Origin of the sequence: Fervidicola ferrireducens (assembly GCF_001562425.1) — a bacterium.
Classification (GTDB): domain Bacteria; phylum Bacillota; class Thermosediminibacteria; order Thermosediminibacterales; family Thermosediminibacteraceae; genus Fervidicola; species Fervidicola ferrireducens.
This window is the reverse complement of sequence record NZ_LOED01000045.1, coordinates 1-13,877: the sequence shown is the minus strand read 5'-3', so window position 1 is coordinate 13,877 and position 13,877 is coordinate 1. Positions and strand designations below refer to the sequence as shown.

At 47.1% G+C, this 13,877-nt stretch carries 16 protein-coding genes, 3 tRNA genes and 1 other annotated feature; of the genes, 1 reads left to right on the top strand and 18 read right to left on the bottom strand.

Annotated elements, in window-relative coordinates; translation table 11 throughout:
• Positions 1–125 precede the first annotated feature (125 nt).
• Entirely contained in the window at positions 126–1,154 is a 1,029-nt protein-coding gene (gap, locus tag AN618_RS11265; protein ID WP_066355174.1) for a type I glyceraldehyde-3-phosphate dehydrogenase, read from the top strand.
• A gap of 25 nt (positions 1,155–1,179) precedes the next feature.
• Here the strand turns inward: gap and AN618_RS11260 are convergent, their stop codons facing one another.
• The 18 genes from AN618_RS11260 to AN618_RS12855 form a co-directional block, all read right to left on the bottom strand.
• Complete coding sequence (locus AN618_RS11260) at positions 1,180–1,488, bottom strand: ArsR/SmtB family transcription factor (protein ID WP_066355172.1); 309 nt, start codon at positions 1,486–1,488, stop codon at positions 1,180–1,182.
• Positions 1,485–2,861, bottom strand: a complete 1,377-nt coding sequence (locus AN618_RS11255; protein ID WP_066355170.1) for a radical SAM protein — start codon at positions 2,859–2,861, stop codon at positions 1,485–1,487. The genes AN618_RS11260 and AN618_RS11255 overlap by 4 nt, the downstream gene beginning before the upstream one ends.
• Positions 2,862–2,964: 103 nt before the next feature.
• Positions 2,965–3,411, bottom strand: a complete 447-nt coding sequence (locus AN618_RS11250) for a DMT family transporter (RefSeq protein WP_066355166.1) — start codon at positions 3,409–3,411, stop codon at positions 2,965–2,967.
• Between the two features lie 116 nt (positions 3,412–3,527).
• Positions 3,528–5,327 (bottom strand): ATP-dependent zinc metalloprotease FtsH, encoded by a 1,800-nt coding sequence (ftsH, locus tag AN618_RS11245; RefSeq protein ID WP_066355165.1) that lies wholly within the window; start codon positions 5,325–5,327, stop codon positions 3,528–3,530.
• Between the two features lie 88 nt (positions 5,328–5,415).
• A complete protein-coding gene (gene hpt / locus AN618_RS11240) occupies positions 5,416–5,964 on the bottom strand; it encodes a hypoxanthine phosphoribosyltransferase (protein WP_066355162.1) in 549 nt (182 codons plus the stop codon).
• A 3-nt stretch (positions 5,965–5,967) separates the two neighbouring features.
• A complete protein-coding gene (tilS, locus tag AN618_RS11235; protein WP_066355160.1) occupies positions 5,968–7,374 on the bottom strand; it encodes a tRNA lysidine(34) synthetase TilS in 1,407 nt (468 codons plus the stop codon).
• A 110-nt stretch (positions 7,375–7,484) separates the two neighbouring features.
• Positions 7,485–9,812 (bottom strand): stage II sporulation protein E, encoded by a 2,328-nt coding sequence (gene spoIIE, locus AN618_RS11230; protein WP_083515195.1) that lies wholly within the window; start codon positions 9,810–9,812, stop codon positions 7,485–7,487.
• Between the two features lie 144 nt (positions 9,813–9,956).
• A tRNA-Glu gene (locus tag AN618_RS11225) sits at positions 9,957–10,031 on the bottom strand.
• A 5-nt stretch (positions 10,032–10,036) separates the two neighbouring features.
• Positions 10,037–10,113: transfer RNA gene (locus AN618_RS11220), tRNA-Met, on the bottom strand.
• 14 nt (positions 10,114–10,127) lie between these two features.
• Positions 10,128–10,204 (bottom strand) — tRNA-Met (locus AN618_RS11215).
• Positions 10,205–10,309: 105 nt separating this feature from the next.
• Positions 10,310–10,690 carry a 50S ribosomal protein L7/L12 gene (rplL, locus tag AN618_RS11210; protein WP_066355154.1) on the bottom strand — a complete coding sequence of 127 codons (381 nt, stop codon included), beginning with the start codon at positions 10,688–10,690 and terminating at the stop codon, positions 10,310–10,312.
• Between the two features lie 91 nt (positions 10,691–10,781).
• The gene (gene rplJ, locus AN618_RS11205) at positions 10,782–11,300 is read right to left on the bottom strand and encodes a 50S ribosomal protein L10 (RefSeq protein ID WP_066355148.1); all 519 of its coding nucleotides are present in this window, start codon (positions 11,298–11,300) and stop codon (positions 10,782–10,784) included.
• A gap of 23 nt (positions 11,301–11,323) precedes the next feature.
• Positions 11,324–11,458: a sequence feature (ribosomal protein L10 leader region), on the bottom strand.
• 16 nt (positions 11,459–11,474) lie between these two features.
• Positions 11,475–12,176: a 50S ribosomal protein L1 gene (rplA, locus tag AN618_RS11200; protein WP_066355145.1), complete on the bottom strand. Its 702-nt coding sequence runs from the start codon at positions 12,174–12,176 to the stop codon at positions 11,475–11,477.
• Positions 12,177–12,245: 69 nt separating this feature from the next.
• The gene (gene rplK / locus AN618_RS11195; protein WP_066355142.1) at positions 12,246–12,671 is read right to left on the bottom strand and encodes a 50S ribosomal protein L11; all 426 of its coding nucleotides are present in this window, start codon (positions 12,669–12,671) and stop codon (positions 12,246–12,248) included.
• A gap of 20 nt (positions 12,672–12,691) precedes the next feature.
• The gene (gene nusG, locus AN618_RS11190) at positions 12,692–13,216 is read right to left on the bottom strand and encodes a transcription termination/antitermination protein NusG (protein ID WP_066355140.1); all 525 of its coding nucleotides are present in this window, start codon (positions 13,214–13,216) and stop codon (positions 12,692–12,694) included.
• 30 nt (positions 13,217–13,246) lie between these two features.
• Positions 13,247–13,453 (bottom strand): preprotein translocase subunit SecE, encoded by a 207-nt coding sequence (gene secE, locus AN618_RS11185; RefSeq protein WP_066355139.1) that lies wholly within the window; start codon positions 13,451–13,453, stop codon positions 13,247–13,249.
• A gap of 30 nt (positions 13,454–13,483) precedes the next feature.
• Complete coding sequence (rpmG, locus tag AN618_RS11180; RefSeq protein ID WP_066355137.1) at positions 13,484–13,633, bottom strand: 50S ribosomal protein L33; 150 nt, start codon at positions 13,631–13,633, stop codon at positions 13,484–13,486.
• A gap of 146 nt (positions 13,634–13,779) precedes the next feature.
• The coding region (locus AN618_RS12855; protein WP_157081692.1) for an EF-Tu C-terminal domain-related protein at positions 13,780–13,877 on the bottom strand (98 nt) is incomplete at its 5' end.

The following is a 13,877-nucleotide window of genomic DNA, read 5'->3' as shown; positions in this document are numbered from 1 at the left end:
CTCCTTTTTGCTATATTATACCGTAAATATTCTCTTTTTTGGGATGAAGATGCTGGGTTTCTGCGGGTTTGAGGGAATTGTTTTTCAATGGAAACTAATTAAAAAGTTTGAGGGAGGATGTATTCATGACAGTAAGGGTTGCCATAAACGGTTTTGGGCGTATAGGGAAAAACGTACTGAGAATCTATCTTGAGGGCAACAACCCGGAGATTGAAGTTGCAGCTATCAACAGTTCCAGCAGCCCGAAACCCCATGCTCACCTTTTCAAATACGATTCCGTCTATGGCGTTTTCCCGGCCAGCGTAGAGGCATCCGATGATGCTCTTATAATAGACGGAAAGCCGATTCCCTTTTTTTCCGAAAAAGATCCAGAAAAACTTCCGTGGGACGAACTTGGGATAGACATAGTTATCGAATCCTCGGGTAAATTCAGGAAACGCCAAGATGCAGAAAAACATTTAAAGGCCGGAGCAAAAAGAGTTATAATCACCGCCCCGGCAGAAAACGCCGACAAAACTATTGTCATGGGCGTCAATGAAGAAGACTTCCACCCCGAAAAGGATTTTATCGTATCCTCAGCATCCTGCACCACCAACTGCCTTGCACCCGTAGTAAAAGTAATCGATGAAAATTTAAGGATAATCAACGGGTCAATGTCCACGGTTCACGCATATACCGCCGACCAGAATCTTGTGGACAAAACGCACAAAGACCTTCGAAGGGCAAGAGCTGCGGCGATGTCAATAATCCCGACCACTACAGGAGCAGCCAAGGCTATTGGCCTTGTCATTCCCCACCTTGCGGGAAAGCTAAACGGCCTTGCTTTTAGAGTTCCCACTCCAACGGTGTCTATAATCGATTTCGTGGCAAACGTAGAAAAACCTACTACTCGAGAAGAGGTAAACGCCTTTTTTAAAGAAGCGTCACAAAGGGAACTCAAGGGTATTCTGGATTATACGGAAGAACCTCTCGTTTCTGCTGATTTTGTAAAAAATCCCCATTCCGCGGTTGTCGACGGGCTTTCGACAATGGTCATAGGCGACAGGGTTGTAAAGGTGCTCGCCTGGTACGACAACGAATACGGCTATGCCATGAGAGTCATCGAGCTTGCAGCCTATATGGGCCAAAGGGCAAAAATCTGCGCTGTTAAATAAAATTTAGCAAAAGAGGGAAGCCCTCTTATGCGCTTTCAAGGGCTTCCCTTTTCATTGCAATGAGCAGGTCTTCCAGCTTCGTAAGAAATTCGGCGATAACGCTGCTGCTCAAGCTGTAATATACGTATTTTCCTTCCTGCCGGCTTTTTATTATTCCGCTTATCTTAAGAAGCCTCAGGTGTCCCGAAATATTCGACTGGCTCGCACCCAGTTCCTGAACCAGCTGGCTCACCGTTTTTTCCCTTTCTCTCAAAGCTTCCACTATTCTAAGCCTGGTCTTGTCGGCCAAGCTTTCTAAAAACCTTACTTTGGATTCAACTGAATTCAACGTCAATCGGTTCCCCCCTTGCAGCATTCTCCTTCTTTCACTTTTTTATCATACCAGATTTTATCCGCTATTTCACCCCATTTTTCGGCATAGGGCTTCAATTTTTCTGCAAATTCCGCTGCTGTCTCGTTAGCAGTAAGCTGCGTGCTGTAAGCCCCGCTTTCTTCCACAATTTCCTTGAGCATTTCCGGATTGTCTATGAGGGGACACGGTCTTCTCATGTTCATGTTGAAAGGCTGCCTTTTTTGATAGGCCAGCATCAGCGGCGAACGCAACGCATCTTTGAGGCTCAAATTTTTAATATTGCACGTGGAGTAGTGAACAAAAGCACATGGTTCAACTTCTCCCTGAGCATTTATATGAAGGTATCTCCTGCCTCCGGCTATGCAGCCGTTGGAAGCCTCACCGTCGTTCCAGAAATCAATAATCAAGATGGGCTTGGTCTTCCTGTACTCCAAAATCCTGTCGTATATATATGCCCTTTGCTCGGGCGTTGCCATCATCTCAAGGTCCACATCCTTGCCTATGGGTATATAGGTAAAATACCAGGCAAAGGCTGCTCCTTTGTCAACCAGCATATCCACGAATTCTTCGCTGGCAAGCTCCTCGGTATTATGCCTCGTGTAGGTAACTGATACCCCGTATATGAGCCCCGCTTCTCTCATTTTATCCATGGCGTTCATTACCTTCTTGAAAACCCCTTTGCCCCTTCGCCTGTCCGTCGTTTCCTCAAACCCCTCTATGCTGAAAGCTAAGGTCACGTTGCCGAGCCTCTGCAGGTTTTTAACGAGTTCATCGTCTACTAAAGTCCCGTTTGTGAAAAGGTGAAACACCATGGAGCTGTGCTTTTCGGCGAGCTTCAGTATATCGTCTTTTCTCAGAAGCGGTTCGCCGCCTGACATGACCATGAAGTATATCCCCAGCTCCTGGGCTTCAGTGCAGATCCTGTCCATAAGTTCAAAGCTCAGCTCTTCCCTTCTCTGGTAATCGCCTGCCCAGCAGCCAATGCAGTTGAGGTTGCACCTTTCTGTCGGGTCTACCAGTAGCGCCCACGGCACCGAGCATCCAAGTTTTTTCGCATTTTCCATCTGCCTCGGCACTCCGAGGAAGCTGGCGTTCACGAAAAAGTTTACTGCCATCTTCTGTTTAACGTTGGGATGGGTATTGGTAAGCAGCCGCTCTGCAAACTTGTACCAGTTGGAATCCTTATTTTGAAGGAATTTTTTGACTGAACTCACGTTTCTCCTGTGGTGCTCCGGCATCGGAATTTTTTCTACCCATTCCAGCATCCTTTCCATGTTGTTTATCGGTTCGTTCACCAAAAACCGCACGCCCTGTTCTATTACCTTTTCTCCCAGGAGAGTTCTGGCTAGGTCCATTCCAATCCCCCCATTTAAATTGTTATGTCTTCACTTCATTATATAATGATATGTTCATTTACTATTATATCTTGCCAGGTAACATTTGTCAACTTTTCCGCGCTCAGTTGAGGATTAATTTGGCACCTATGGATAACAGCACAAGGCCGAAAAAGCGCATCCAGGTAAATGGAGCTTTTTCGAGGCCAAAAAATCCAAAATGGTCCAGAAGGCAAGCTGTCAGCACCTGACCCACAATTATGGCGGTGGTTGCCACTGCCGCTCCAAGTTTGGGTATGCTCATCACCACCGCGTACGTAATGAGAACTCCTATAACGCCTCCGAGATAATCGTACCACGGCACGCTATCGTATTTTTCCCAGGCGGTCCTGCCCGCCCCTGAAAAGATAACCGCCGCCATTACTAAAGTTGCAGTAAGGTGCACGATAAAGGTGGCACCCGAAACCCCTATGGCCCTGCTCACCACCGAATTCATGGACCCCTGCACCGCCATGAGAAGTCCCGCCAGCGCCGCCACGGCAAGGAAAAATAATTCTCCCGAAAGATTCACCCATACCACCTTCCAGTTCTTTTCTTTTTAGGGTGCTCGTTATTTTATATTTTCACCCATTCAGATTAATATGCAAAAAAAATAGACCCACCTTATGGTGGGTCTTTCGGTACTTTTTAGGCACTTGCGAAAACCTCCCGGAATTCTTCTTCCGAAAGTTTTTCGCGCTCTAAGAGGGCTTCGGCCACTTTATGAAGTTTATTTATATTTTCGCTCAGCAGAGTCTTTGCCCTGCTGTAGCATTTGTCGATGATGTTCCTCACTTCCTTGTCTATAGCCGCCGCTACTTCTTCGCTGTAATTCCTGCCCCTTGCCAGGTCCCTTCCCAAAAATACTTCTTCCTGCTTGTGCCCCAGTGTCATGGGGCCCAAGGTTTCGCTCATTCCGTATTCCATAACCATTCTCCGAGCTATTTCGGTCGCCCGCTCCAAATCGTTCTGCGCGCCGGTGCTGACTTCTTTCAGCACCAACTCCTCCGAAGCCCTGCCTCCCAATAGATGCGTAACGTGGTCGAGAAGCTCGCTTTTACTCATGAAGAACCGGTCTTCCTTCGGCAGGATGAGGGTGTATCCTCCGGCCCTGCCCCTCGGGATTATGGAAACCTCGTGAACCGGGTCGACGTTGGGCAAGAGCTCTGCAACCACTGCGTGGCCCGCCTCATGGTAGGCCACCAGGCGCCTTTCCCTTTCTGTCATTATGCGGCTCTTCTTTTCGGGTCCTGCCACCACCCTGGTTATGGCCTCTTCAAGCTCCTCCATAGTTATCTTTTTCTTGTTTCTCCGGGCTGCAAGCAAGGCCGCTTCATTCATCAGGTTTTCCAAATCGGCCCCTGTAAATCCGGGAGTCCTCCTGGCCAGCACCCCCAGATCCACATCCTCAGCCAAAGGCTTATTCCTTGCGTGAACCTTTAATATCTCTTCTCTGCCCTTGACGTCTGGCCGATCCACCACTATCTGGCGGTCGAACCTGCCAGGCCTCAAAAGGGCCGGGTCCAATATATCGGGCCTGTTGGTGGCCGCGATTATTATAATCCCCTCATTTATGGTAAAACCATCCATTTCAACTAAGAGCTGGTTTAATGTTTGTTCTCGCTCGTCGTGACCGCCGCCCAGTCCGGCTCCCCTTTGTCTGCCGACGGCGTCTATTTCATCTATAAAAACGATACACGGAGCGTTTTTCTTGGCCTGCTCGAACAGGTCCCGCACCCGGGCGGCACCGACGCCCACGAACATCTCCACGAAGTCGGAACCGCTTATGCTGAAAAAGGGGACACCCGCCTCTCCGGCTACCGCCCGGGCCAGCAGGGTTTTACCCGTGCCCGGAGGGCCTACGAGAAGCACTCCTTTTGGGATTCTCGCCCCTAATTCTATGAATTTTTTCGGGTGTTTTAAAAACTCCACCACTTCCTGGAGTTCTTCCTTGGCTTCATCTACACCCGCCACATCTTTAAAAGTCACCCTCTTCTTGTCGTCGGTGTGAAGCCTGGCCCTGCTCCGGCCGAAGCTCATCACCCTGCTGCCCCCGCCCTGGCTCTGCTGCATGATGAAAAACCAGGCGCCGACAAAGAGCAAACCCATCAATATGGAGGGAATTATCTGAGACCACCATGGAACGGTAGGCACCGGTTGGGCTATGAGCGCGAGTTCTCCCCTGTCTATTCTCGGCTGAATTCTCTCTATAAACACCGTTTTATCGGGAACGTAACTTGTGAATTTTCGGCCGTCTTTCAAAGTCCCTTCTATATTGTTGTCCATCATTTTTATTTCTTTTACCGACCCGTTATCTATAAGGCGAATCAGGTCGGTATATCCTATTCTTGCTTGAATTTCGCTCCTTGTTGAGTACCACTGAACAAGAGATAAAAGCAGAATAAATATTAAAAGGTAAAAACTTGCGTTGCGAAGAAAATTGTTCAAAATTGTTCCTCCCTTCAAGGGCCGAATAATCCCTTCGATATTCTACCACAATATTATCATATTTGCAAAACCCCAAAAATCTTTGCCCTCAATTCGCTGCTTTTACGGCCTCCTCTTTTAAAATGCCTATGAATGGGAGATTCCTGTATTTTTCGTTGTAGTCAAGGCCGTAACCCACTACAAAATAGTCTGGAATCTCAAATCCCAGGTAGTCCACCTTGATTTTAACCTTCCGCCGGCTGGGCTTATCTAAAAGCGCGCAAATTTTTATGCTGGCGGGCTTTCTGGACTTCAGCATGTTATAAAGGTAGCTTAAGGTTAACCCTGAGTCTATTATATCCTCCACGATTAAAATATTCCTCCCCTCTATATTTTCGTCCAGGTCCTTCAATATCCTCACTACGCCTGAAGACTCGGTGGATGCACCGTAGCTGGACACCGCCATGAAATCCACCTGAACCGGCAAATCTATATGCCTGATGAGGTCGGCAATAAAAAGCACCGCCCCCTTCAAAACTCCGACGAGCAATACGTCTTTTTTATCCCTGTAGTCTTTCGTTATTTTTTCACCGAGTTCCTTGAGTTTGTTCTTTATTTCCTCTTCGGTTATTAAAATTTCCTTTATATCTTCCAGCACGGACTATTCCTCCTGCATTTTATTTTTTGTTTTCATTTCCAGGACCAACACCTTTTTCGTCTTGTCGGTAACCTTAAACCTTTCGTCGATCCTCATGCCGCAAACCCATAGTATTTGGTCTCCCGAAACGACGAGCGGCACCCGGTCCCTTTCCCTCGCGGGTATTTTATTGTCCACGAAAAAATCCTGGAGTTTCTTGGAAAATCCGCTTCCGAACGGAATAAATCTATCCCCTGGCCTGCGGTTTCTTACTGCCAGCTGGTCTTTTATCCTGTCATAATCCAGATACGCTAAGTTAGGACTTTTCTTAAGAGAAAAGCCTTCTTTCACTTCGGCTATTCGGGCTGCGATCACAGCTCCCGCCTCAGGTATTTCAACTTCTCCGGGCACGGGAAGTTCATAATAAAAGCTTTTTGCCTCCGGCGGAGCTTTCCCGTAAATATAAAAATACTCGTAGCTTTTTTCACCTACAAGCCCGTGCGGCAAATTTAATTTACTTCCCGTCGGCTTTTCCTTTATAAATTCCACCAGCATTTTGGCGTGCCTGTATTCAAAGTCCTGCAAATTTCCCAGAATCTCCTCCACCGCTTTTCTCACTACCCTGAACTTCAGGGAATCGTGCATTTCTCCGAACTTTTCTAAGTTTATCATTACGCCGCCGGGCACCCTTTTTGCCGTATTGCTGTAAGCCTCCCGCGAAAGCTCCTCCAGGAAGGACACATCAAGGGAAGCAATTTCTGAAAGCCTTTTTAAAGCTGCCGAAAGGTGCGGACAATAGTCCCTCTTGATGAGCGGAATTAACTCCAGCCTGATCTTATTCCTGAAATAAATGGTCTGAAGATTGGTGCTGTCTATCCGGTAAGGAATACCCTCCTTTCTCAGGTATTCCTCTATGGCATCTCTTTCCACTTCGATTAAAGGGCGGATGTAATGGTCCCTGACCGGCTCAATGCCCACAAGCCCTTCAATCCCACTTCCCCGGAAGATATTCATGAGGATGGTCTCCTCGCGGTCATTGCTGTTGTGTGCAAGGGCAATCCGACTGGCCTTGATTTTTTCCCTTACGCGCTCAAAAAAGGCATATCTTACCCTTCGGGCCGCATCCTCCGGGGAAAGTCCCGTTTCCCTTATATAAGCGGGGACATCTATTTTTTCGGCATAAAAGGGCAAATCCCATTTTCGGGCAAGGTCTTTAACAAAAGCCTCGTCTTCATCCGCTTCGCGGCCGCGAAATGAATGGTTGAGGTGGGCCACCGCCAAATTTACGCCAAATTCATCCTTAAAGCGGAGCAAAAGATGCAAAAGGCATACTGAATCGGGTCCCCCGGAAACACCCACCAGAACCCTGTCGCCATTTTTTATCATCCGGTACTTTAAGACCGTCCTTTTAAATACCTCGATGATATCCATGATTTATCCACCAAAATACGAATATCCAACATAACTTTCATTTTAAATTAAATAATATCAGAAGTGATTCCGAAATACAAGCACAAAAAACAAGGCCGTTAAGGCCTTTTTCATGCGAAATGGGTATATCGCCATACACTGCCAACCAGCACCGTCATATCGTCTTTTATTGTCCTATTATTCTCCCTCACCTTTTGAAGAATCATGTTGGCCAATTCCTGCGGATTGGTTGTACATGCCGTTTCAAGAAATTTTGCTATTGCCGCTTCTTTATCGTCTTCGTTTGAAAAAGAATCCAAAGCACCGTCGCTGAGTAAGACAATAATGTCGCCGGCTTTGAGATTTTTTTTGACGCTGCTTACCGCTACGCTGTCTATTATTCCGACAGGAAGCGCTCCTCCTTTTACAACTTCCACGTGTTTGCCTCTTTTTATAAAACTGCTCACCGCTCCAGCTTTTAAAAATTCCGCCTTGCCCGAATAGGTATCTATCAAAACCACATCCAATGTGGAAAAACTGTCTTCGTTTCTCATTAATTGCATTGCGGAATTCAGAATATCAATGGAATTTTGACTGTCATAGCCCGCTTCTAGCAGTTCTTCCAGCAACGAAAGCGTCCTTTCGCTCTCTTTCCTAGCCGTTTCTCCCACTCCCATACCGTCGCTGATGGCCAGCATAAAGTCACCGCTTTCCAGTTGTGCAAAAGAGAAGCTGTCCCCCGAAACTTCAGCCCCCTGTTCTGGGAGGCTTACCACTCCCACGCTCACCCGGTAGCTACCTTTCGGAATGGCTTTGAGCCTGCATCTTGTGCTTCCGCTCCGCAGAGGACATTCCACCACTTTTAATACAACTTCCGTTCCGATAGCCTCTTCTACGCAGGCGGGGATTTCTCTCTCGCAAAGATTGCCCTTTACGCACGGACTTTTCACGATATTTACCTGAAGCTTGTCCATATTTTTAATTGCGTAAATATGGTCGACCTTTATGGCCCTCTCGGACAGCTTGCTTTTTATCTTTTCTTCCACTCCAAAGCAGGTACCCTCGGGAAACGCGCCGTCCGCTAGCGTCCTTATAATCCGGGCCGTACCCTTGAAATTATTGACCATGACTTCTCTTTGTTTTTTAATTATGCTCTCTATCTTAGCTTCAAAATTCCTCGCAGTATTCATGTACCTCGATATTCCCTTAATTTCTTCAATCCTTTCGCAGCGGCATATGAGAAAGCCCAATGCCGAACCGTGATAGAAACCTTTTTCATCTTTCAAAACTTCGTACAATGCCCTGACTGTCGCCTTGAAGTCCTTCTCCCAACACGTTCTGTACATGCTGCAACCGGCGCAGATTTCGCTTTTCACTTTATGGTAAAATCTTTCGAAAAATCCCTGTTGTCCATTATTCTCCGACGGCAATATCAGAGCTCCCGAAAGGTCATCGAAAAGTCTGGCAAGTTCGTACAGCCTATCCTTGAAAATTTCCCGCCTTATCACCAGTTCATCCTCGGTTCCGTCTTCCGTAAAATATGTCGCCACCTTCTCCAACAGTTTTACCGGCAGCAGCAAAAATATGCAAAGTCCGAAAATCAGTGAAGGCAGTTTTATGGCGGCTTCTCCGACAAAGCCTGCATATAGGTTTAAGATGAGATACCCGAGGGCAAACCCAGCGGCAACTCCGTACTTCCCCAGCTTGTAAAAAGCACCGCCGACCATACCGGCAAAAGCCAAGGTCCCTGCCGACCACGGGGCAGCCGAGGATGGATTCCCCATAATCCCCAGCACAGCTCCAGCGGTGGCCCCAGCGCCCGGCCCGCCAGCCCCAGAAGAAACGAGGACCGCCACCGTACTTAATGCCTCTTTCAAGTTTATCCCGAAAAATTCCCAGAAACTCATTATCCTTAATACACCGCCAGCTATCAATATAAGGCACAGGCTTTTTTCTATTTTTGTCGAACGGCTTTTAAACACGCCGGGCAAACCGTATGGAATAACGTGGACAAAGATGAAAGAAAGCCCGGCTTCCATGAAAATTAAGAGGTAATCGTACAAACTCGCGCTTTTCATCGTAGACATCAAAAGACCCGACGCTGCAGATGAAACGAAGATACATACTCCGACAAGCAAATCCCTGTTTTTGACCTTATTTCGCAGCAAATGGTATAGGATTGCAAAAATCGTTGTTGCTGCAGCATATTTCACGGCCATCAATTCCCCGGCTGCCGTAAACGTCCCTAAAAGAGATGCAATTCCCACCGTCAAAAATCTTCCTCGATAACAAGCAGCCGCGGCAGTAATTGAAATGCCCAGGGGATATATCTCCAGTATCGGGGCCCTTCCCAGAAAGAAAGCCGCAACATGCAATATCAGTGAATCAACCGCCAGCAATATCTGCGGCACTGCAAAATACGGTTTGTGAATTTTAGTCTTATTAATCAATTTAATCACCTACCACAAATTTTTGGTAGGCTTTATTATACACCTGCGTTATAACAAAATATGTCAATATGATGTCGCTTCGCAAAAAAATCGTTAGACAAAAAAAAATAAAAGTCGCAAGCTGCGACTTTTTATTCATAAAATAAAAATAAATGGTGACCCTGAGGGGAGTCGAACCCCTGTTACCGCCTTGAAAGAGCGGTGTCTTAACCACTTGACCACAGGGCCACTTTTGGTAGCGGCGCAGGGATTTGAACCCCGGACACTGCGGGTATGAACCGCATGCTCTAGCCACCTGAGCTACGCCGCCACAATATTTTCCTTTGGTGGCGGGGGCTGGATTTGAACCAGCGACCTTCGGGTTATGAGCCCGACGAGCTACCAGACTGCTCCACCCCGCGACGTCATTTCACAACGCAATTTTTATTTTATAACAAAATCTTTTTTTCGTCAAGGGTTTGTTGCAGAAAGCCGCGAGCCAGAGCTCGCGGCATTTTCCAAGGTTTTTACTTTATCTCGACGGTAGCACCGACTTCGGCAAGCTTTGCTTTTATCTGTTCGGCTTCTTCTTTGCTCACCTTTTCTTTTATGGGTTTCGGTGCGTTGTCTACCAGGTCTTTCGCTTCTTTCAAGCCAAGGCCGGTGAGTTCCCTTACGACCTTTATTACCTTTATTTTCTCTGCACCGGGATTTGCCAAAATTACATCAAATTCTGTCTGCTCGGGAGCTGCAGCCTCAGCAGCAGCACCGGGAGCAGCGGGGCCAGCCGCCACAGCTACCGGCGCAGCAGCTGTTACTCCGAACTTTTCCTGTAAAGCCTTTACCAATTCCGAAAGCTCAAGAACCGTCATATTTTCTATAGCAGCAATGATTTCGTCCTTTGTCATTTTTTCCAACCTCCCTGATTTTTTATCATTTTTGGTTTTAATTTACCCGGCGGCTATGCCGCCACAAGAGCCCTTTTCAGAACCCTTAAAGTCAGGATGCCTTCTTTTCCTGAATGGCCTGGAGAGTATAAACCAGGTCGCGAATCGGACCCTGAAGCACCCACACAATCCCGAAAAGGGGCGATTGGATTGCTCCCACGGCCCTGGCGATGAGCTCTTCCTTTTTGGGGAGCTTTGCCAGCTGCTCCACCACTGCTTTGTCCGACACCCGGCCCTCAACGATACCGCCTTTTATCTCCAGGTTTTTGTGGTCTTTGGCAAAATCCATCAGAATTTTAGCCGGGGTTACGGGGTCATCGTAGCCGAAGGCAATGGCCGTTGGCCCCTGCAGGTATTCATCAAGATTAATATCCAGGTCCTTAACCGCTATCCTCGTGAGGGTATTTTTGACCACCTTGTATTCTATGCCCTGTTCCCTCAACTTGCTGCGCAGCTCGGTCATCTCGGCCACATTGAGCCCTTTGTAATCGGTCAATATGGCCGCTCTCGCCCTGCTGAACTTATCCTTAAGCTCGGCGACCAGTTTCTTTTTCTCCTCCCTAGCTCCCACCTTCTCACCTCCTTCAAGAAAAGCTGATAAACCAAAAAGGCCTTTCTGCAGAGGTACAGAAAGGCCTTGTATTCACCCTGATAAATACTTTGCCTTCGCCTCGGTAGGATATTAAGCCTTTCGGCACCTACTTTCTGCAGCGAACTTAAACTTTATTTAATTTTTAAAAGCACCTTATTTCTTTTCCGTTACTTTGCTCGGATTTATCTTGATTCCAGGCCCCATCGTGCTCGAAACCGTTATGCTCTTCAGATAAGTCCCTTTAGCCGCCGCGGGTTTTGCCTTGATTATCGATTCCATAAGGGCCATGAAATTGTCCATCAGTTTATCGGGGCCGAAGGATTTCTTGCCGATAGGCGCGTGAACTATTCCCGTTTTGTCCACACGGTATTCGATCTTTCCTGCCTTGATTTCCTTTACGGTTTTCCCCACATCGAAGGTAACTGTTCCCGCTTTGGGGTTGGGCATAAGGCCCCTCGGTCCCAATATGCGGCCCACCTTACCCACCGCACCCATCATGTCTGGAGTCGCTACGGCTACATCGAAATCCAAAAATCCCTCTTCAATTTTGGCAATCAAATCTTCCGCACCTACGTAATCGGCTCCTGCCTGCTCGGCTTCGGTAGCCTTATCGCCTTTTGCAAACACCAGCACTTTTGGGGTTTTACCCGTGCCGTGAGGGAGCACTACGGTCCCCCTTACCTGCTGGTCAGCGTGGCGCGGATCGACTCCAAGCCTTACCGCCACTTCGATGGTTTCATCGAATTTTTTGTTAGCAGTCTGCACGGCAAGCTCTATTGCTTCCCTGGGCTCGTACAATTTGGTCCTGTCCACCAGTTTTAACGCTTCAAGATAGCTTTTGCTTCTTTTTGGCATCCCTTAACCCTCCTTGTGGTACTATCGGAAATATTCCTCCCACTTTATTTCCGAATTTATTTTTTTACATTAATCAACCACGGTTATGCCCATGCTGCGGGCCGTTCCTTCTATCATCCGCATAGCTGCCTCCAGGCTTGCGGCGTTAAGGTCCTTCATTTTCAGTTCTGCGATTTCCCTGATATCCTTCCTCGTAACTTTGCCAACTTTGTTCTTGTTGGGCTCACCGGAACCCTTCTCTATGCCGGCGGCTTTTTTAAGCAATACCGAAGCCGGCGGCGTCTTCAGCACGAAAGTATAGGACCTGTCCTGATATACGGTAAGCTCCACTGGAATTATTAGCCCCACCTGAGATGCGGTTTTTTCATTGAATTCCTTGCAGAAATTCATTATATTGATACCTGTAGGACCCAGTGCAGGACCTACCGGTGGAGCGGGCGTAGCTTTTCCAGCAGGAATCTGAAGCTTTACCACTGCCACTACTTTTTTGGCCATGCTAGCACCTCCTTGCGATACTATAATTTTTCAATCTGATTGTAATCCAGCTCAATCGGCGTTTCCCTGCCAAACATGGAAATGAGGACTTTTACTTTTTGCTTTTCGTGATTGATTTCCACAACTTTACCCACGAAGTTCTCGAAAGGTCCTGAAATGACTTTTACGTTTTGGTTTATATCAAGTTCAATCTTAGGCTTCGGCTCTTCGATACCCATCTTTTTTAATATAGCTTTGACCTCCGATTCCTGCAGCGGAATGGGCTTGTTGCCTGTACCTACAAAACCGGTAACACCAGGCGTATTCCTGACCACATGCCAAGAATCATCGGTGACTATCATTTCGACCAAAACATATCCCGGAAATATCTTGCGCTGCGTCACCTTTTTTTTCCCGTTTTTTATCTCCACTTCTTCCTCCACGGGAACCAGAACCCGGAAAATCTTGTCCTGCATTCCCATGGATTCTACTCGCTTTTCCAGATTTGCCTTTACTTTGTTTTCGTAACCGGAATAGGTATGAATCACGTACCAGTTTTTAGACATATCGCGCAAGGGGTTTAACCCCGCCCTCCCTTATCGGAGAATAAGCTTTAAAACATTCAACAATATGCTGTCAACTATCCATATAAAACCGCTTACCAAGGCCACAGATACGATAACCACTATGGTGGAAGACACCAGTTCATCTTTGGTAGGCCAGGTCACCTTTTTTAGCTCGGACCTTACTTCTTTTATAAATTTGCCACTTCTTTTCAAAAAACCTTCGCCGCCGGCTGCCATTAAATATTATCCCCCTCAAAAGGAACAATTTTATTTTGCCTCTCTGTGTAGAGTATGACGCCCGCAGTATTTGCAGAACTTTCTAAGTTCTAACCTATCGGGGTCGTTTTTCTTGTTCTTCTCTGTATGGTAATTCCTGTGCTTGCATTCTGTGCACTCCAGCACTATGTTAACCCTCATCAGGACACCTCCTACACCTTTAGTTCGGTACACTCTGCCATACACGTAGTCACTTAATTCAATTTATCATAATTCGCTTTTATTGTCAATAAAAAGCCAAAAATAAAGGGGAATCTATCGATTCCCCTTGCTATCTTCCCTTTTAGTTATTCGATTATCTCGGTCACCACGCCGGCCCCTACTGTCTTGCCACCCTCGCGGATAGCAAAACGAAGGCCTTCTTCCATCGCTATCGGCGCTATCA